The sequence below is a fragment of the Nocardioides nitrophenolicus genome, from assembly GCF_016907515.1.
Lineage (GTDB): Bacteria > Actinomycetota > Actinomycetes > Propionibacteriales > Nocardioidaceae > Nocardioides > Nocardioides nitrophenolicus.
The window spans coordinates 3,603,500-3,620,498 of the sequence record NZ_JAFBBY010000001.1 but is presented as its reverse complement, the minus strand read 5'-3'; the positions used below and the strand labels follow the sequence as shown (position 1 = coordinate 3,620,498).

Here is a 16,999-nt window from a genome sequence, read left to right as displayed (position 1 = left end):
GCCATCTCAGGCCCCCGACTCGACCAGGCTCGGCGCCACGGGACAGGCCAGCTCCCGGGTGGCCGAGGTCGCCACCACGGGCGGCAGCGCGGTGTCGCACTCAGGGGTGCTGAAGCCGCAGCGCGGGGCGAACGGACAGCCGGGCGGGAACTGGCCGGGGACGACCGGCGAGCCGGGGATGGCCTTCAGCGTGCGGCCGCCGGCCAGGCCGTGCGGGCGCGCCGCGAGCAGGGCGGCGGTGTAAGGGTGCTCCGGCGCGGTCAGCATCTCGGCGGTCGGGCCGCTCTCCATCACCCGGCCGGCGTAGAACAGGTAGGACCGCCGGGTCAGCGAGGCGAGGACGCCGAGGTCGTGGGTGATGAACAGGACCGAGAGGTCGCCCTCGGCCCGCAGCTCGTCGAGCAGGGCGAGGATGCCGGCCTGGACCGTCACGTCCAGCGCGGTCGTCGGCTCGTCGGCGATCAGCAGCCGGGGCCGGCAGGCCAGCGCGACCGCGATCGCGATCCGCTGCCGCATGCCACCGGAGAACTGGTGCGGATAGGCCTTGAGCACCCGCTCCGCCTGGGGGATCCGGACCCGGTCCAGCAGCTCGACGGCCCGCTTGCGCGCCGCCGCCCGGTCCAGGCCGAGGCCCTGTCGCATGTGCTCGGTGAGCTGGGTGCCGATGGTCAGCATCGGGTGCAGGGCGGCGCTGGAGTCCTGGAAGACCATGGCGATCTCCGAGCCGCGCACCTGCCGCCACGACCTGTCGTCGAGGCCGACCAGCTCGCGCTCGCCGAACCGGATCGAGCCCTCCACGACCGCGCCCGGCGGCAGCAGGTTGAGCAGCGTCGACGCGGTCAGGCTCTTGCCGGACCCGCTCTCGCCGGCGACGCCGACGATCTCGCCGGCGTCGACGCGCAGGTCGACGCCGCGGATCACGTCGACCGGCCCGGCCGGGCCGGGCAGGGTCACCCGCAGGCCGGAGATGCGCAGCAGCGGTTCTCCCGTGGAGCCGGTCATCGGGCACTCCGGTTTCTCGGATCCAGCCAGTCGCGGATCGCGTCGCCGAGCATGTTGAACGCGAGCACCGTGGTCAGGATCGCGATGCCGGGGATGATGCTGACCCACCACTTCGACAGGTCGGTGGATCCCGCCGCGATCATCGCTCCCCACTCCGGTGCCGGCGGGCGCGGGCCGAGACCGAGGAACGACAGCGACGCCAGGAGCAGCACCGCGTTGCCCAGCTCGAGGCTGCCCAGGACGACCGACGGGCCCACGCTGTTCGGCACGACATCGCGGCGCAGCGCCGTCCACGGCCCGACGCCGAGCATCCGCGAGGCCTGGAGGAAGTCCGAGCCCCGGATGGACAGCACCGCGCTGCGCACCACCCGGGCGTAGATCGGCCACGAGACGATCACCAGCGCCAGCACGGCGTTGCGAGTGCTCGGCCCGAAGGCAGCGGACACCGCCATCGCCAAGATGATCTGGGGGAAGGCGAAGACCAGGTCGGTCAGCCGCATCAGCGCCTCGTCGACCCCGCGGCCGATGTAGCCGGCGATCAGGCCGAGGGTGCCGCCGAGCGCCAGCGCGAGGGCCACGATCACCACGGCGAGCGGCAGGGAGAGGCGGGCGCCGTAGATCACCCGGCTGAGCACGTCCCGGCCCAGCTGGTCGGTGCCGAACCAGTGCGCGCCGGAAGGCGGCGCGTAGTAGGTCCCGACCTGCTCGAGCGGGTCGTAGGGCGCGATCACCGGCGCCAGCAGGGCGGCCAGGGTCCAGCCGGCGAGGATCACCGCGGCGAGCAGGGTCAGGCCGCGCCACCGGGGACGCCGGGCCGTCGCTCCGGCCGCGCCCCGCCTCAGCCCGAGCCAGCGCCGCGGCGCGAGCGCGGCGTCGCTCGCCGGGTCCGCCAGGGCCGCCGGGCTGGGGCTCACGGCGTCCGGCGTGGGATCGGGAAGCGTCATAGCCGGATCCTCGGGTCGATCACGCCGTAGAGCAGGTCGACGAGCAGGTTGACCAGGGTGTAGACGAGCGCCACGAACAGGCTCACGCCCATGATCGCCGGGAGGTCGAGGTTGACCGCGGCGCGATAGGCGTACTGGCCGACTCCGGGCCAGCTGTAGATCTGCTCGATGAGCACGGTGCCCGACAGCAGCGAGGCGAAGGCGAGACCGCCGACGGTCACCACCTGGACCAGGCCGGCGCGCAGCACGTGGCGGCGCAGCACGGTCCACCGGGACAGGCCCTTGGCCGTCGCCGCCTTGACGTAGTCCTGGTCCAGCACCTCGAGCATCGCCGAGCGCACGAATCGGATCAGGGCCGACACCGTCAGGCAGGTCAGCACCAGCACCGGGAGCGCCAGGTGGGCGACCGCGTCCCAGAAGACCTCGGGCCGGCCGGTCAGCAGCGCGTCCACGGTGTACATCCCGGTGATCTTGTCCGGGGGCACGTACTGGACGCTGAGCCGGCCGCCGTTCGGCGCGATCCCGAGGACGTAGAAGAAGACGTACAGCGCCAGGATCGCGAGCCAGAACGACGGGGTGGAGAGGCCCACCAGGGCCACCCCGCGCACGGTGTGGTCGGCGGGCCGGTCCTTGCGGACGGCCGCCCACATGCCGACGACCACGCTGATCACCAGCGACAAGGTCATGGCCGGCAGCGCGATCTCCAGGGTCGCCGGCACGTAGCGGCCGAGGTCCCCGGCGACGGTGTTGCCGGTGCTCTGCGAGATCCCCAGGTCGCCCTGGAGCAGGTTGCCGAGATAGGTGAGGTACTGCACGACCATCGGCTGGTCCAGGCCCCACTTCGCCCGGTAGGCGGCCACCACGGCGGGGTCGTTCTGCGCCGACTCCGAGAGGTTCGTCGTCGTCGGGTCGCCCGGGACCAGCTGCACCAGCAGGAAGGTCACCACCGTGACGCCGAGCAGCAGGCCGAGCGTGATCAGCAGCTTGCGTACGACGAACCGGGCCAGCCGACCACGGTGCCGGTGGACGACCACGGTCCTGGTCGTCGTGGCGGCGCTCTCCCCCGTGCTCGGAGGCGCCGCCCGTCCGCCTGCCACCTACTTGCGCCCGATGTCCGCGACGTCCAGGGTCCAGCCCGCCGCGGTGAAGGTCGCGTCGGACAGGTCGGGACTCGCGACCACCACACCCGAGTTGTAGGCCAGGGTGATGAACGGCGAGTGCTGCAGCATCAGCCGCTGCCAGTCCTGGATCGCCGTCGCCTGCTCGGCCGGGTCGAAGGTGGACAGCGCCTTCTGGGCGGCCGCGACCGTCTCGGGGTCGGCGTTCTCCTCGGTCCAGCCGGCGGCCTCGGCCGCGCCGCCGCCCGGCATCAGGTCGGAGACCTCGACGGTCGCCACCGGGTAGTCGAAGGACTGCGGGCTGAAGCTCAGCGCGACCTTGCCGCCCTTGCGCTGCTCGAGGAAGGACGCGATCGGCGCGGGGTCCAGCTCGATCTTGATGCCGGCCTTGGCCGCGTCGGCCTGGACCTTGGTCGCGATCGTGCCGAGGTCGACGCCGCCGAAGGTCAGCGCCGGGTAGAGCAGCTTGACCGGGGTGTCACCCACGCCCGATGCGGCCAGCAGCTCCTTGGCCTTGGTCAGGTCCTGCTTCTGCGCCTCCGAGGCCGGCAGCGCGCCGGCGAACGCGGTCGGCACGTCGCCCGCGGCCGGCTGGCCGCCCTCGCCGAAGATGGCGGCGATGCCGTCGTAGTCCATCGCGGCGCGCAGCGCCTGGACGAAGTCGTGGTTGGACGTCACCTTGCTGACCGACGGGTCCTGGCTCAGGCGCAGCTGGTAGTAGGTGTTCGGGCTGCTGGTCTGCTGCAGCTCACCGGGCAGGCCGTCGAGCGAGCTGCCCGACAGGTCCATCGCGACCGAGGCGTCCGGCTTCTTCGACATGGTCAGCTTCTGGTTCTGCACGTCCATGTTCTGGAACACCACCCGCGGGAACGCCGGCTTCTCGCCCCAGTACTTCGGGTTCGCCGACAGCACGATCCGGGAGGCGGCGTCGAACGACTCGATGACGTACGGTCCGCTGCCGGCCGCGGTGTTGTTGAGGTAGCTGGTCAGCTTGTCGGTGCTCGCGGCGTCGGCGCTGTCGTCGCCGCCGTGCTCCTTGGCCACCTTGGAGTTCAAGATGCCGGTCGCCGGCATGGTGAGCATCGAGGGCACGCTCGGGTCCGGGACCGAGCTGGTCACGACCACGGTGCGCTCGTCGGGCGCCTCGAAGCTGAGGTTGGTGACGATCGCCGCGGCGCTGCCCTTGAGGTTCTTGAGCCGGTTGAGGCTGAAGACCACGTCGGCGGAGGTGACCGGGCTGCCGTCGGAGAAGACCGCGTCCTGGTCCAGCGTGAAGGTGAAGGTCGTCGCGTCCGGGGAGGCTTCGTAGGACTCGGCCAGGTCCGGGACGGGCGTGGAGACGTCGTCGCCCTCGAAGGTGACCAGGGTGTCGTAGAGCGCGTGCACGACGACATTGCCCGTCGGCTCGTAGACCGCACCGGGATCCAGGCTCTTCACGACGAACGAGGTGTTGACGGTCAGGGCCGAACCGCTGCCCGCCTCGGACTCGCCGCCTCCGCAGGCCGCCAGGCCCGAGACCACGACGACCCCGATGACGGCTCCGATGAGCCGCCGAGGGGTGAACGTGCGCTTCATGGTCTTCCTCCCAGCTGGGCAGAGGGGCATGGCCCACCGTGGCCCGGGTTGTGGTGCAGTGAACAGACTTTTGCGTCACTAAACACCGTGATTCGTCTCACGTCAATGGTTCTCACCGTGCAGACGGTCCACCTGCGGCGCGCATGACCGCGGCCAGCAGGGCGACGGGCGGCGAGCCGTGGGAGAGCAGCTCGTCGTGGAAGGCCTGCAGCCGGAACCCGCCCCCGGCCCGCGCCCGCGCCTCGGCCCGGACGGCGTGCAGCGCGTCGCGGCCCAGGACATAGCTCGAGGGATAGGTCGGGTTGTCGTGGCGCAGGTAGCGGCGCACCTCCCCGGCGGCCAGGTGCTGCTCCATGCCGGCCCGCTCGACCAGCAGCGCCACCGCCTCCGGCTCGCTCAGGGTCCCGGTGTGCAGCCCGACGTCGATGACGATCCGCAGCGCTCGCCACAGCGCGTTGCGCCGCTTGAACAGCCGCACCCCGTCGTCGGCCATGAAGCCCGACTCCTCGAGCAGGTCCTCGACGTACAGGCCCCAGCCCTCGACGAACTGCGGCGACTGCACGAAGCGCAGCACCGAGCCACGCTCGGTGCCGAGCTTGTGGTGGACCGCCTGGAGGTGGTGGCCCGGATAGGTCTCGTGCCCGGCGATCGAGGCGATGAAGACGTGGCTGTTCTCGCGCGCGTGCCCGCGGCGTCGCTCCGCCGAGAGGCGCGGGTCGGTCGGCGTGATCCGGAACTCGCTGCGCAGGCCGGCGGAGTACGGCGCGCTCGGCGCCATCTCGCCGAGCGGCAGGCTCTCGCGGCGGTATGCCGGGACCCAGTCCAGCACGCACTCCTCGCCCTCCGGGAGGCTGAGCAGGCCCGCCTCGGCGGTGTGCCGCCGCACCGCGCGCGTCGCGGCGCCATAGGCGTCGAGGAGCCCCGCCGACTCGGGGTGGTCGTCCTTGATCGCCTCGATCTGCTCGCGCCAGTCGCGGCGCGGGTCCCGGGCCGCGGCGAACGCCACCAGGGCCGCCTCGTCGGAGTCCACCCGCTCGCGGCCCAGGGCCATCAGCTGCGCGGCGTCGAGGTCGAGATGGTGGACCTCGCGCAGCAGCAGGTCGACGTACGCCGTCCCGGCCTGCCAACGGCCGGTGGCGCGCTCGGCCAGGGCGCCGGAGAAGTCGGCGAACTCCTCGACCGCGGGCCCCGCGGCCAGGGCGGCCGCGGCGACGTCGCCGGCCAGCGCCGGCGGCAGGCCCACGGCGTACTCGGGGACCGCGGTCGCGAGGAAGCCCGCCAGCCCCCGGGCGGCGGTCTCCCCCATCTCGGCCCACACCCGCGGCACGTCCTCACCCAGGTTGGCGCGTGCCGCGTCGAGGTGGCCCGGGATCCGGCGCAGCCGGGAGAGCAGGGCGTCCGCGGCGGACGCGTCGCCGGGGACCATCACCGTCGACAGCGCCGAGCCGAGCCGCTCGGCGTACCAGTAGGGCACCCGGGACGCCACCTGGATCCGCTCGTCGGTCGCGGCTCCCCGGCGCAGCTCGGCCAGCAGCACCTGGTGCTCCAGCCAGGCCCGGGTGCCGGGGTCGGGCGGCGCCGCCCGCTCGGCCTCGGCGAGCAGTCGCCGCCGCGCGGCCCGCTGGTCGGCGAGCGCGTCGCGGTCGACCTCGCCCAGCTCCCCCTCGCGGCGCCGGTCACCCGCCTCGCTCGCCGCGATCGGGTCGGCCGCGAAGGCGAGCTCCGCGACCGGGTGCGGCTCGTCGGCCTCGCTGATCGGCACGACACCTCCCAGCGGCTCGACGGGTCACATCCAGTACTGTGATCCAGGTAACAAGTACAGTACCATCAAACAAGAGTTTGATGGTCCCAAGAAGTTCTGAGACAACGAGGGCGAACGGAGCACCCGATGGTCGAGCGCACCCGCATCGACAGCGCGCCGGAGCCGGCGGCGCCGGCCGACCTGTCCGCCGTGATCGGCCGACATGTGCGCGCCTTCCGCACCCAGCAGGGGCTCACCCTGCGCGCCCTGGCCGCCCGCAGCGGCCTGTCGGTCGGCTTCCTGTCCCAGCTGGAGCGGGGGCTCACCTCGATCAGCCTCACCACGCTGCGCGACCTCGCCGACGACCTCGGGCACCCGATCACCGCGTTCTTCGAGGACGGCCCGGCCGCCGAGTCGCCGGCCACCGCCCCGGCCGCCGCCGCAGCCCCCGCCACTCCAGCGCCGCCGGCCGCCCCGCTCGCCGCGGTCCCCGCCGACGCCACCTCGCCCGCCGCCTCCCCCGGGCCGTACTTCACGCTCACCCGCGGCAGCGGCGAGCACTCGTCGCAGTTCGTCAGCGGGCTGCGCACCTACCGCCTGCTCTCGCAGCGCGCGCCCGGGCTCACCCTGGAGCCGATGCTGGTGACCATCGAGCCGGGTGGTCGGCGCGCGGGCGCCGAGGTCCACGAGGGCGAGGAGTTCGCGTACGTGATCTCCGGTGAGCTGACCTTCATCGTCGACGGGACCAGCCACGTGCTGCGCCAGGGCGACAGCCTGCACCTGCGCTCCAACATCCCCCACGAGCTCAACAACGAGGCCGAGGAGCTCGCCGTCGTCGTCTCCGTGGTGACCCCGCGGCTGTTCTGACCGGCCCTCCTCCATCGCATCGCCCCCACGAAAGCGAGACAACGAACGTGACCGAGCCGACCGAGGACGTCGTCCTGCACCACTGCCACGTGGTCGACGGCGTCGCCGACCAGCCCCTGCGCGATCACGCCGTGTGGGTGAGCGACGGGCGGATCCGGGCCGTCGGGCCCGAGGACGCCGTGACGGCGCAGGCGCCGGCCGGCGCGCGGCGGGTGGACCTCGGCGGCGCGTACGTCACCGCGGGCCTGCTCAACATGCACACCCACTTCTCGCTGTCCCTGCCCGGGCCCGCGGGCGACGCGCTCAAAGACCTCAACCCGCACGCCCTCGCGCTGCACATGGCGTCGGGCGCCCGGCGTACCCTGCTGGCCGGCGTCACCACCGTGCGGTGCGTGGCCGAGAAGTCCCACGCCGACTTCGCCCTCCGACGAGCCATCGAGGCGGGGCAGGTGGCCGGGCCGCGGATCTTCACCGCCGGACGCGCGCTGGTCTGCACCGGCGGCCACGGTCACGAGGGCACCGACACCCTCGAGTGCGACGGCGCGGACGGCTTCCGGCGCGGCGTCCGATCCCAGGTCTCGGCCGGAGCCGACCTGATCAAGATCATGATCTCGGGCGGCATCGCCGGCGAGCACGAGCAGATCGACACGCCCCAGCTGACCCTCGACGAGATCGACGCCGCGATCGAGACGGCCCACGCCTGGGGCCGCAAGGTCACCGCGCACGCCGGTCCGGCGCCCGTCATCCAGGCCGCCGTCGAGCGCGGCCTGGACTGCGTGGAGCACGGCTACCAGCTCACCGAGGAGGTCGCGGCGGCGATGGCGCAGGCCGGGACCGCGCTCGTTCCGACCCTGATCGTCACCCGCTGCGGCGACTTCTTCGACCAGCTCGGCGTACCGGCCTGGATGCAGGAGCGCTCGCTCTCGGCCGGTCCGCGGCACGTGGAGAGCTACCGGATGGCGCTGGCCGCCGGCGTCGAGATCATGCTCGGCAGCGACATGCCGCCGTTCTGGCCCACGGAGGGCACCACCGGCACCGTCCGCGAGCTCGAGCACATGGCCGAGCACGGCCTGGCGCCCCTGGCGGCGCTGCGGGCGGCCACCATCGTGCCGGCCCGTTGGCTCGGCGCGGACGCCGACATCGGCACCGTCGAGGCCGGCAAGTGGGCCGACCTGATCGCGATGGACGACGACCCGACCCGGGCGACCAGCGCGTTCCGGTCGCTGCGGTGGGTGATGAAGGGCGGCGACGTCGTCCGCGACGACCGGGCAGGGGTGACGGCATGACGACGGCGGACCAGCCGGACATGGAGCTCTACGACCTGCGCGTGGTCGTCGAGCGGATCGAGGGCCGGTCGGTGTGCGGGCTCTCGGTCGGCGACTACTTCGAGGTGGTCAACAGCTCGCAGATCCGGATCCCCGAGGGCGGCCACATGTGCATGTTCGCCCTCCAGTCGGTGCTGCCGCTGCTGCCCGCCAAGATGCGGCAGCTGCCCGCCAACGACTGGCTCGAGCGCGACTCCCACGTGTGCTGCCCCGACCCCGAGGAGGGCCTGGTGCTGCGCATCGAGCGGATCGGGCTGCAGCAGCTCAGCTCGTCCGACCTGACCTGAGCCCTCGCTCTGGACCGGCAACACCCGGGCCGCCGGGTCACGCCGGCGCCGCTCGCCCTCGGCCTGGATGACCTCTTCATTCGTCCTCGATGCCGGCCGGGTCGCTGCGGTGGCCATGCGCGAAGCCGCTGTAACACGTTGTCCGCTGCCCTACCCGACCTCGGTCGTATGTCCCGGACCCGCACAGACACCGTTTCGCGACGTCCTGGGTCCGGAACAACGGCGAACTGCGTGTTACAGCGCCGAACGGACCCGCCCACCGGATGGACGCGGCGGGAACCGCTGTAACACGTTGTCCGCCGGCCCACCCGACCTCGGTCGTATGTCCCGGACCCGCACAGACACCGTTTCGCGACGTCTCGGGTCCGGAACAGCAGCGAACGACAGAGCCCCGCGGGGTGGTGGGCTTTGAGGTGATCCTCGGTGCCTACTCGCCGCTATCGATCGCGGCGATGGGTCCAGTATCGCTGTCGGGGTAGAGCAGCGCCATGGATCCTTCGGACAGGTAGCGCCGATCGCCGGCTTGCCACTCGTCGTGCATGTCGGCCAGGACCGCTCCGACGAGCCTGATCACCGCGGCGGGGTTGGGGAAGATCCCGACCACGCGGGCGCGGCGCTTGATCTCCTTATTGACCCGCTCGAGTGGATTGGTCGACCAGATCTTCTGCCAGTGCGCGCGCGGGAACGTGGCGAAGGCGAGGACTTCCGGCTTGGCCTCGTCCATCAACGGCCCGATCTTGGGGAACGACTTCGCGAGCTGGTCACGGACCTCGTCCCACGCGGTGGCGACCGCGTCAGCATCGGGTTGCGCGAACGCGGTGCGGAACACCGCGGCGACCATGTCGACGTGTGACTTGGGCACGTGGGCCAGCAGGTTGCGTGCGAAGTGCACCCGGCAGCGTTGGTGGCCGGCGCCTTGGAACGACCGCTTGAGTGCCTTGACCAGGCCGGCGTGCTGGTCACTGATGACCAGCCGCACGCCGTGCAGGCCGCGTTGCTTGAGGCTGGTCAGGAACCCGCGCCAGAACGTCTCGTCCTCGCTATCGCCGACATCAAGGCCGAGAACCTCGCGTGAGCCGTCAGCGGCGATCCCGGTGGCGACCACCACCGCCATGGACACCACTTGGGAGGTGGTGTTGCGGACGTTGAGGTAGGTCGCGTCCAGGTAGACGTAGGGGAACTCGATGTGGTCCAGCGGCCGGGTCCGGAACGCGCCGACCTGCTCGTCCAGCCCGGCGCAGATCCGAGATACCTCCGATTTGGAGATCCCCGAATCGGAGCCCATCGCTTCGACCAGGTCGTCGACGCTCCTCGTGCTGACGCCGTGGACGTAGGCCTCCATCACGACCGCGTACAGGGCCTGGTCGATGCGCCGGCGGGGTTCGAGGATCACGGGCAGGAAAGAGCCCTTGCGCAGTTTGGGGATACGCAGCTCGACGTCGCCGGCCTTGGTGGTCAGCATCCGTGGCCGGTGGCCGTTGCGATCAGTGACACGCTCAGGCGTGCGTTCGTAGGGTGCGGCGCCGATGCGTTCGGTTGCCTCGATCTCGATCAGTTCCTGCAGCGCGACGCGGACCGACTCACGGATCAGGTCCACGCCGTCGCCGGTGCGGAACGCCTCGAGGAGCTCGGACAGGGCAGACTGGGGCAAGGCCATCGGTGGTTCTCCTTCAGTGCGTGCTTAGCCGTTACACACCGAAGATCCCGCCGATGGCCGCCTACGTCAGACAGCCCCGCCGTGGTCCCTCAAACCCCACCACTCCCAGGGACTCTTACGCAGCGGAACTGCGTGTTACAGCGCCGAACCGACCCGCCCCCACCGATCGAAGCCACGAACCCTCGCCTGCAGTACGCCGTCCGGTGGGGCCGAAACGATCAGGACGCCCGCGGACTGCCGGGCCCGGCCGGTGCCGCCGGTGGTCTGGTCGGCCGGCAGCGCCCCCCCGCCACGACCGACCAGGTCACACGCGCGCCCCCGCCACGACCGACCAGGTCACGCGCGCGCGCCCGCCTCCCCGAGGAACCGGAGCGCGTTGCCGCGCAGGATCAGCTCGCGGGCGGCGTCGTCGAGGAAGTCCGCCCGCCGTACGACGTCGGCCACCGGCCGCTCGCCCAGCGGGTACGGGTAGTCGCTGCCGACCATGACCTGCTCGGCGCCGAGGGTGTCGACCAGCAGCCGCAGCGCGGCCGGCTCGAAGACCACGGAGTCGACGCTGAACCGCCCGACGTACGCCGACGGCGGCTGCTCCGAGGTGGCGATGATGTCGGAGCGGCGGTGCCAGGCGTTCTCGACCCGCCCGAGCCAGAAGGCGAAGGAGCCGCCGCCGTGGGCGAAGCAGATCCGCAGCGAGTCCGGCACCTGGTCGAAGGTGCCGCCGAGGATCATCGCGAGGATGGAGAGGTGGGTCTCGGCCGGCATGCCGGTCAGCCACTGCGCCATCCACCGGTTCAACCGGGGCGAGCCGGGCAGGTCCCACGGGTGCACGAACACGGGTACGTCGAGCGCGGCGGCGTGCTGCAGGAAGGTGACGATGCCCGCGTCGTCGAGGTCGCGGTCCCCCACGTGGTTGCCGATCTCGACGCCGCGGTGGCCGGCGGCGACGGCGCGCTCCAGCTCGCGACAGGCCGCGTCGGTGTCCTGCAGCGGCACCTGGCAGAACGGGATGAGTCGGTCACCGGCCGGGGCGCACACCTCGAGCGCGAGGTCGTTGAAGACCCGGGAGATCCGCTCGGCCTCGCCCGCCGGGGCGTCGTACCCGAAGAAGACCGGGGTGGGCGAGACGACCTGGATGTCCACGCCGTCGGCGTCCATGTCGCGCAGCCGCACCTCGGCGTCCCAGCAGTCCGACTGGACCCGGCGGAACTCGCGGGAGCCGACCATGATCACCGCCTCCCGCTCGGAATCCACCCGCAGCCACGGGAAGCCCGCACCGAGGTCGGGCCAGCCCCGCGGCACCGAGTGGGTGTGGACGTCGATCGTCCCCACGCCGCTCAGCCCTTGCCGGGGTGGACGGCCCCACAGTTGGGGCAGGTCCGCTCCGCGTCGGACGAGGCGTAGAACTGGGAGAAGACGGGCGGCAGGTCCTCGACGATGTCGCGGACCTGGAGCTGGACCTCGTGCACCTTGGTGTGGCACTCCAGGCAGAACCACGCGAAGTTCTCGAGGGTGCCCTCCTCGCGGATCCGCTCGATCACGATGCCGATCGAGCCGGCCTCGGGGCGCTGCGGCGAGTGGTAGGTGTCGCGCGGCAGCATCCACATCTCGCCCTCGCGGATGTCGACCCGCTGCGGCCCGTCGTCGGTCATCAGGTCGACGTGCATCGCGCCCCGGTACTGGTAGAACCACTCCTCGTAGGGGTCGAGGTGGAAGTCGGTGCGCTGGTTGGGGCCGCCGACGACCTGGACGATGAAGTCGCCCATCGGCACCCACATCTGCTTGTTGTTGACCGGGGGCTTGAGCAGGTGCTCGTGCTCGGCGATCCAGGCCTCGAAGTTCACGACGGGCGGGATGGTGGTCATCGGCTTTCCTCCTGGGGTGCGGGGCGGGCCGCCAACCGGGCGACCGCCTGGATCTCGATGAGTAGGTGGGGATGGGGAAGCTGGTGGACCGCGACGGTGGTGCGGGCCGGTCCGTCCTCGTCGAAGTACTCGGCCCAGACCTCGTTGTAGCCGCCGAAGTCGTTCATGTTGACCAGGTACGTCGTCACCTGGACCAGGTCGGCGAGGCTGCCGCCGACGTCGGCGAGGATGTCGCCGATGTTGTCGATGACGGCCCGGGTCTGCGCCCGGATGTCGAGGTCGGTGACGCCCATCGCGTCGACCGCGACCCCGGCGAAGGTGTTGTCGGGACGCCGGCTGCTGGTGCCCGACACGTACGCCGTGTCGCCCACCACCTTGACGTGGGGGAAGCGACCGCGCGGCGTGGCCTTGCCGGCGACCACCCGGGCGTCGCGGCGGTCCGGCTCAGTCATCGTCGCCGCCCGAGGTCGTCACCCGGACCGGTCCGAGCCCGCCGACCACGGCCTCCACGGTGACGCCGGGCGTGAGCGCGACGGCGGCCGTGGCCGCGCCGGCCAGGATGATCGAGCCCGCGGGCAGCGCGAGACCGTGCTCGCGCGCCATCCGCTTGACCGCGGCCAGCGCGAGCACCGGGTCGCCGAGGATGTCGGCGCTGCTGCCCTGGGCGACCTGCTCGCCGTCGACGGTCAAGGTCACGTCGAGCGCCGCGAGGTCCAGCTCGGCCCGCGCCTCTGCGAAGGGGCGCCACGGCCCGATCACGAAGCTCGACGCCGAGGTGTTGTCGGCGACGACGTCGGTGAGGCTGAACCTGAAGTCGCGGTAGCGGCTGTCGATGATCTCCAGCGCCGGCGCGACGGAGACGGTCGCGGCGAGGATGTCGGCGTCGTCGTCGAGCGGGTCGACCGCGGCGCCGAGCCGGAAGGCCACCTCGGGCTCGACCCGGGGATGGACGCCCGCGGCGAGGTCGACGCGGCCGCCGTCGGGGACCTGCATGCCGGCGTGGAGCACGCCGATGATCACGTCGGAGACGCCCATCTGCTCGGCCTTGGCGCGCGAGGTGAAGCCCAGCTTGGCGCCGACGACCGCGTCGCCGCGGGCCTCCCGGAGCCGTACGCCGGCCGCCTGGACGGCGTACGCCTGCTCCAGGGTGAGCTCGACCTCGGCGCTGAGCTGGCGCACGGCGGTGGCGGTGCGCACCGCCTCGTCGAGCTCGCGCGCGAGCGCTTCGATGTCAGGCAAGGGTTTCCTCCCGGTCACAGCTGGATGCAGACGTTGGTGGGCTCGGAGTAGAAGTGCAGCGAGTGCCGGCCGCCCTCGCGGCCGATGCCGGACAGGCCGGTGCCGCCGAAGGGCGAGCGCAGGTCGCGCAGGTACCAGGTGTTGACCCACGCCATGCCGACCCGCATCCGCTGCGCGACCCGGTGCCCGCGCTCGAGGTTCTGGGTCCACACCGCCGCCGCCAGGCCGTAGTCGGTGTCGTTGGCCAGCCGCACGGCCTCCTCCTCGTCGTCGAACGGGATGAGCGCGGCGACCGGCCCGAAGATCTCCTCGCGCACGGTGCGGTGGGTGTTGTCGAGGCCGGTCCACAGCGTCGGCTCGATCCACGCCCCGCCGTCGAGGTCGGCGCCCAGGTCGGGCACGCCGCCGCCGGTCAGGACCTCGGCCCCCTCGGCGACGGCGAGGTCGAGATAGGACCGGACCTTGGTCCGGTGCCCGACGGAGATCAGCGGGCCGGTGGTGGTCGCCGGGTCCTCCGGGCGTCCGAGCCGCAGCTTCCGCGCGCGCTCGGCGAGGCCGGCGGCGACGTCGTCGAAGATCGGGCGCTCGACGTAGATCCGCTCGGTGGCGAGACACACCTGGCCGGTGTTGAGGAAGGTCGAGCGGGCCAGCCCGTCGAGGGTGCGCTCGAGGTCGGTGTCGGCGAAGACGACCGCCGGGTTCTTGCCACCGAGCTCGAAGGACACCGGCCGCACGCGGGGCGCGACCGCGCGCATGATCGCCGAGCCGGTCGAGGTCTCCCCGGTGAAGGTCACCGCGTCGATGCCGCGATGGGTCGTGATCAGCTCGCCGGCCGAGCCGGGACCGAAGCCGTGGACCACGTTGTAGACGCCGTCGGGCACGCCGGCCTCGGCCATGATCTCGGCGAGCAGGGTCGCCGAGGACGGCGTCTCCTCCGACGGCTTGACCACGACCGCGTTGCCGCACGCCAGCGCGGGCGCGACCTTCCAGGTCAGCAGCAGCAGGGGCAGGTTCCACGGCACGATCACCGCGACCACGCCCACGGGCTTGCTGACGGCGTAGTTGAGGGCCTTGCGGCCGTCGGCGAGATCGGTGAGATAGGAGTCCATCCCCTCCGCCGCGATCGTGTCGGCGAAGGAGCGGAAGTTCATCGCGGCCCGGGCGACGTCGAGCTCGCGGACGAGCGACAGCGGCTTGCCGGTGTCGCGCATCTCGGCGGCCACCAGGTCGTCGAAGCGCTCGTCGATGCGGTCGGCGATGCGGCGCAGCAGCGCGCCGCGCTGCCCGACCGGGCTGGTCGCCCAGCCCGCGTCGAGCGCCCGTCGTGCGGCGGCGACGGCGGCGTCGACCGTCTCCTGGCCCGCCTCGGTCACGGTGGCCACGAGGGAGCCGTCGACCGGGCTGATCTTGTCGAAGCTCGGGCCGTCGGTGACCTCGCGCCCGCCGACCCAGCAGGGCAGCCGCGTCACGTCACGGCTCTGCTCGCCGGTCATCACGCGGACACCTCGATCCCGGCCAGGCTCAGGGCATGGGCGGCGATGAGCGGCCAGGCGCCGCCGCGGGTGTCGACCATGTCGAAGTGGTTGGCCCCCTCGAGGAGGTCGAAGGTGACCGGGCGGCCCGCGGCCTCGGCCTCGGCGACGTAGGCGCGGGACTGCTCGATCATGCCCGGGTCGTCGAGGCTGCCGATGACCAGTGCCTGCGGCACCGAGACCGCGCCACCCCGGACGCTGGGCGAGATCTCCGCCAGCCGGTCCTTCCAGGCCGCGGCGTCGTCCGCTCCCTCGGCGCCGACGAGCCGGCGGACGTGGATCGACGGCTCCGGCTCCTCCTCCAGGAAGGCCTGGAGGTCGAGCATGCCGGCCAGGGTCACCACGCCGCTCAGCGGGAGCGGATCGGCGACGTGGACCTCGCTGCCGGCGGGGATCGTGGCCCGCCCGGCCGCCCAGCTGCCGAAGGTGCCGCCCGCCGAGTGGCCGACGACGACGACCCGGGCGAGGTCGAGCGGGTGCTGCTCCGCGATCACCCGCAGGTGGTCGAAGGCGGCCGCGATGTCGAGCCAGGTGCCGGGCCAGCCGCCACCGCTCTGGCCCGGCTTGCGGTACTCGATGGTCCAGGTCGCCGCTCCCGCGGCCGTCAGGTCCTCGGCGATCGGCGCGCAGTGGTCGTGCGGCCAGTTGGGGGAGTAGCCACCGCCGTGGATCACCACGATCACCGGGTGACCGGCCGCGGGCGCCGGGGTCGACGGGAGCCGCAGGTCACCGAACTGCTGGGCGTCCTCGCCGTACCGGATCCGGTGGTCGGCGACGGTCGCCGGCAGCCACTCCACCATGTCCTGGGCGGTGGGGTTCAGGTACGTCGCGCTGGTGGTCGGGTCGGCTGAGGTGGTCATCATTCGTCCTTCAGATCGGCGATCACATGTCTTAGTATCGTGACCTCGGTTGGGAAAATGCAATAGCCTCAGCGACCAGCGGACCGCGCGCCGAGCAGCCCGACCACCCCCTCGTCCCAGGAGCGCCGATGACCGAGAGCAACGACAACACCCGCGAAGTCGAGCAGGGCATCGTCACCGACCTCCGCGACACGATGAGCTACGGCAGCTATCTCAGGCTCGACCAGCTGCTCTCCGCCCAGGTCCCGGTCAGCGTGCCCGAGCACCACGACGAGCTGCTGTTCATCGTGCAGCACCAGACCTCCGAGCTGTGGCTGAAGCTGATGCTCCACGAGCTCCGCTCGGCCCAGCGGCACCTGGCCGCCGACGAGCTGCCGCCCGCGCTCAAGCAGCTCGCGCGGGTCAAGCACGTCCAGAAGCAGCTGACCGAGCAGTGGTCGGTGCTGGCCACCCTCACCCCCACGGAGTACGCCGAGTTCCGCGGCTTCCTGGGCAGCTCCTCGGGCTTCCAGTCCTGGCAGTACCGCGCCGTGGAGTTCTGCCTCGGCAACAAGAACGCCGCGATGCTGGCGGTCTTCGACCACGATCCCGAGGTCCGGCGGATGCTCGAGGAGATCCTGGAGGCGCCGAGCATCTACGACGAGTTCCTGCGCTACCTCGCGCGCCAGGGCCACCCGATCCCCGACGAGATCCTGCACCGCGACGTCACCCGGGCGCACACCTTCACCCCCGCCCTGGTCGAGGTCTTCAAGCACATCTACGAGGACGCCACCCACTACTGGTCGGCGTACGAGGCGTGCGAGGAGCTGGTCGACGTGGAGGAGAACTTCCAGCTGTGGCGGTTCCGGCACCTCAAGACCGTCGAGCGCACCATCGGCTTCAAGCGCGGCACCGGTGGCTCCAGCGGCGGCGCCTTCCTGCGCCGGGCGCTCGACCTCACCTTCTTCCCCGAGCTGTACGCCGTGCGCACCGAGATCGGGAGCTGAGCCG

16 protein-coding genes are annotated in these 16,999 nt (G+C 72.0%); 4 read left to right on the top strand and 12 right to left on the bottom strand.

Going from position 1 to position 16,999, the window contains the following annotated elements; all coding sequences use genetic code 11:
• Positions 1–6: 6 nt before the first annotated feature.
• From JOD66_RS17665 to JOD66_RS17645, 5 genes are all read right to left on the bottom strand, one after another.
• Positions 7–1,002 (bottom strand): ABC transporter ATP-binding protein, encoded by a 996-nt coding sequence (locus tag JOD66_RS17665; RefSeq protein WP_204838144.1) that lies wholly within the window; start codon positions 1,000–1,002, stop codon positions 7–9.
• Positions 999–1,946 (bottom strand): ABC transporter permease, encoded by a 948-nt coding sequence (locus JOD66_RS17660; protein ID WP_204838143.1) that lies wholly within the window; start codon positions 1,944–1,946, stop codon positions 999–1,001. Before JOD66_RS17660 ends, JOD66_RS17665 begins: the two co-directional genes overlap by 4 nt.
• Positions 1,943–2,980 carry an ABC transporter permease gene (locus JOD66_RS17655; protein ID WP_307823591.1) on the bottom strand — a complete coding sequence of 346 codons (1,038 nt, stop codon included), beginning with the start codon at positions 2,978–2,980 and terminating at the stop codon, positions 1,943–1,945. Before JOD66_RS17655 ends, JOD66_RS17660 begins: the two co-directional genes overlap by 4 nt.
• A 63-nt stretch (positions 2,981–3,043) precedes the next feature.
• Positions 3,044–4,639 carry an ABC transporter substrate-binding protein gene (locus JOD66_RS17650; RefSeq protein ID WP_204838142.1) on the bottom strand — a complete coding sequence of 532 codons (1,596 nt, stop codon included), beginning with the start codon at positions 4,637–4,639 and terminating at the stop codon, positions 3,044–3,046.
• Positions 4,640–4,751: 112 nt separating this feature from the next.
• Positions 4,752–6,401, bottom strand: coding sequence for a DUF885 domain-containing protein (locus JOD66_RS17645; protein ID WP_204838141.1), 1,650 nt, complete (start codon positions 6,399–6,401; stop codon positions 4,752–4,754).
• A gap of 126 nt (positions 6,402–6,527) precedes the next feature.
• Between JOD66_RS17645 and JOD66_RS17640 the strand changes: the two genes are divergently transcribed.
• From JOD66_RS17640 to JOD66_RS17630, 3 genes are read left to right on the top strand one after another with little or no spacing between them, the layout of a single operon-like run.
• On the top strand, positions 6,528–7,247 hold the full coding sequence (locus JOD66_RS17640) for a helix-turn-helix domain-containing protein (protein WP_204838140.1): 720 nt from the start codon (positions 6,528–6,530) through the stop codon (positions 7,245–7,247).
• Positions 7,248–7,294: 47 nt separating this feature from the next.
• Entirely contained in the window at positions 7,295–8,533 is a 1,239-nt protein-coding gene (locus JOD66_RS17635) for an amidohydrolase family protein (RefSeq protein WP_204838139.1), read from the top strand.
• On the top strand, positions 8,530–8,859 hold the full coding sequence (locus tag JOD66_RS17630; RefSeq protein ID WP_204838138.1) for a TIGR04076 family protein: 330 nt from the start codon (positions 8,530–8,532) through the stop codon (positions 8,857–8,859). The genes JOD66_RS17635 and JOD66_RS17630 overlap by 4 nt, the downstream gene beginning before the upstream one ends.
• Before the next feature lie 427 nt (positions 8,860–9,286).
• Here the strand turns inward: JOD66_RS17630 and JOD66_RS17625 are convergent, their stop codons facing one another.
• The 7 genes from JOD66_RS17625 to JOD66_RS17595 form a co-directional block, all read right to left on the bottom strand.
• Positions 9,287–10,516 carry an IS256 family transposase gene (locus JOD66_RS17625; RefSeq protein ID WP_204838074.1) on the bottom strand — a complete coding sequence of 410 codons (1,230 nt, stop codon included), beginning with the start codon at positions 10,514–10,516 and terminating at the stop codon, positions 9,287–9,289.
• A gap of 336 nt (positions 10,517–10,852) precedes the next feature.
• On the bottom strand, positions 10,853–11,845 hold the full coding sequence (locus JOD66_RS17620; protein ID WP_204838137.1) for an amidohydrolase family protein: 993 nt from the start codon (positions 11,843–11,845) through the stop codon (positions 10,853–10,855).
• Between the two features lie 5 nt (positions 11,846–11,850).
• Positions 11,851–12,378: a 3-hydroxyanthranilate 3,4-dioxygenase gene (locus JOD66_RS17615; RefSeq protein WP_204838136.1), complete on the bottom strand. Its 528-nt coding sequence runs from the start codon at positions 12,376–12,378 to the stop codon at positions 11,851–11,853.
• Positions 12,375–12,830 carry a RidA family protein gene (locus JOD66_RS17610; protein ID WP_204838135.1) on the bottom strand — a complete coding sequence of 152 codons (456 nt, stop codon included), beginning with the start codon at positions 12,828–12,830 and terminating at the stop codon, positions 12,375–12,377. Before JOD66_RS17610 ends, JOD66_RS17615 begins: the two co-directional genes overlap by 4 nt.
• Complete coding sequence (locus JOD66_RS17605; protein ID WP_204838134.1) at positions 12,823–13,617, bottom strand: 2-keto-4-pentenoate hydratase; 795 nt, start codon at positions 13,615–13,617, stop codon at positions 12,823–12,825. The genes JOD66_RS17610 and JOD66_RS17605 overlap by 8 nt, the downstream gene beginning before the upstream one ends.
• A 14-nt stretch (positions 13,618–13,631) precedes the next feature.
• Positions 13,632–15,110, bottom strand: a complete 1,479-nt coding sequence (locus JOD66_RS17600) for a 2-hydroxymuconic semialdehyde dehydrogenase (RefSeq protein WP_204838133.1) — start codon at positions 15,108–15,110, stop codon at positions 13,632–13,634.
• Positions 15,110–16,009 carry an alpha/beta hydrolase family protein gene (locus JOD66_RS17595; protein WP_204838132.1) on the bottom strand — a complete coding sequence of 300 codons (900 nt, stop codon included), beginning with the start codon at positions 16,007–16,009 and terminating at the stop codon, positions 15,110–15,112. The genes JOD66_RS17600 and JOD66_RS17595 overlap by 1 nt, the downstream gene beginning before the upstream one ends.
• Before the next feature lie 128 nt (positions 16,010–16,137).
• Here JOD66_RS17595 and kynA point away from each other — a divergent pair, with 128 nt between their 5' ends.
• Positions 16,138–16,995: a tryptophan 2,3-dioxygenase gene (gene kynA / locus JOD66_RS17590; RefSeq protein ID WP_204838131.1), complete on the top strand. Its 858-nt coding sequence runs from the start codon at positions 16,138–16,140 to the stop codon at positions 16,993–16,995.
• The last annotated feature ends 4 nt before the right edge of the window (positions 16,996–16,999 follow it).

Excerpts from the sequence above, each read along its gene's own strand:
- JOD66_RS17665 (WP_204838144.1), bottom strand. The coding sequence starts at position 1,002 with ATGACCGGCTCCACGGGAGAACCGCTGCTGCGCATCTCCGGCCTGCGG.
- JOD66_RS17660 (WP_204838143.1), bottom strand. The coding sequence starts at position 1,946 with ATGACGCTTCCCGATCCCACGCCGGACGCCGTGAGCCCCAGCCCGGCG.
- JOD66_RS17650 (WP_204838142.1), bottom strand. The coding sequence starts at position 4,639 with ATGAAGCGCACGTTCACCCCTCGGCGGCTCATCGGAGCCGTCATCGGG.
- JOD66_RS17640 (WP_204838140.1), top strand. The coding sequence starts at position 6,528 with ATGGTCGAGCGCACCCGCATCGACAGCGCGCCGGAGCCGGCGGCGCCG.
- JOD66_RS17630 (WP_204838138.1), top strand. The coding sequence starts at position 8,530 with ATGACGACGGCGGACCAGCCGGACATGGAGCTCTACGACCTGCGCGTG.
- JOD66_RS17625 (WP_204838074.1), bottom strand. The coding sequence starts at position 10,516 with ATGGCCTTGCCCCAGTCTGCCCTGTCCGAGCTCCTCGAGGCGTTCCGC.
- JOD66_RS17615 (WP_204838136.1), bottom strand. The coding sequence starts at position 12,378 with ATGACCACCATCCCGCCCGTCGTGAACTTCGAGGCCTGGATCGCCGAG.
- JOD66_RS17610 (WP_204838135.1), bottom strand. The coding sequence starts at position 12,830 with ATGACTGAGCCGGACCGCCGCGACGCCCGGGTGGTCGCCGGCAAGGCC.
- JOD66_RS17600 (WP_204838133.1), bottom strand. The coding sequence starts at position 15,110 with ATGACCGGCGAGCAGAGCCGTGACGTGACGCGGCTGCCCTGCTGGGTC.
- JOD66_RS17595 (WP_204838132.1), bottom strand. The coding sequence starts at position 16,009 with ATGACCACCTCAGCCGACCCGACCACCAGCGCGACGTACCTGAACCCC.
- kynA (WP_204838131.1), top strand. The coding sequence starts at position 16,138 with ATGACCGAGAGCAACGACAACACCCGCGAAGTCGAGCAGGGCATCGTC.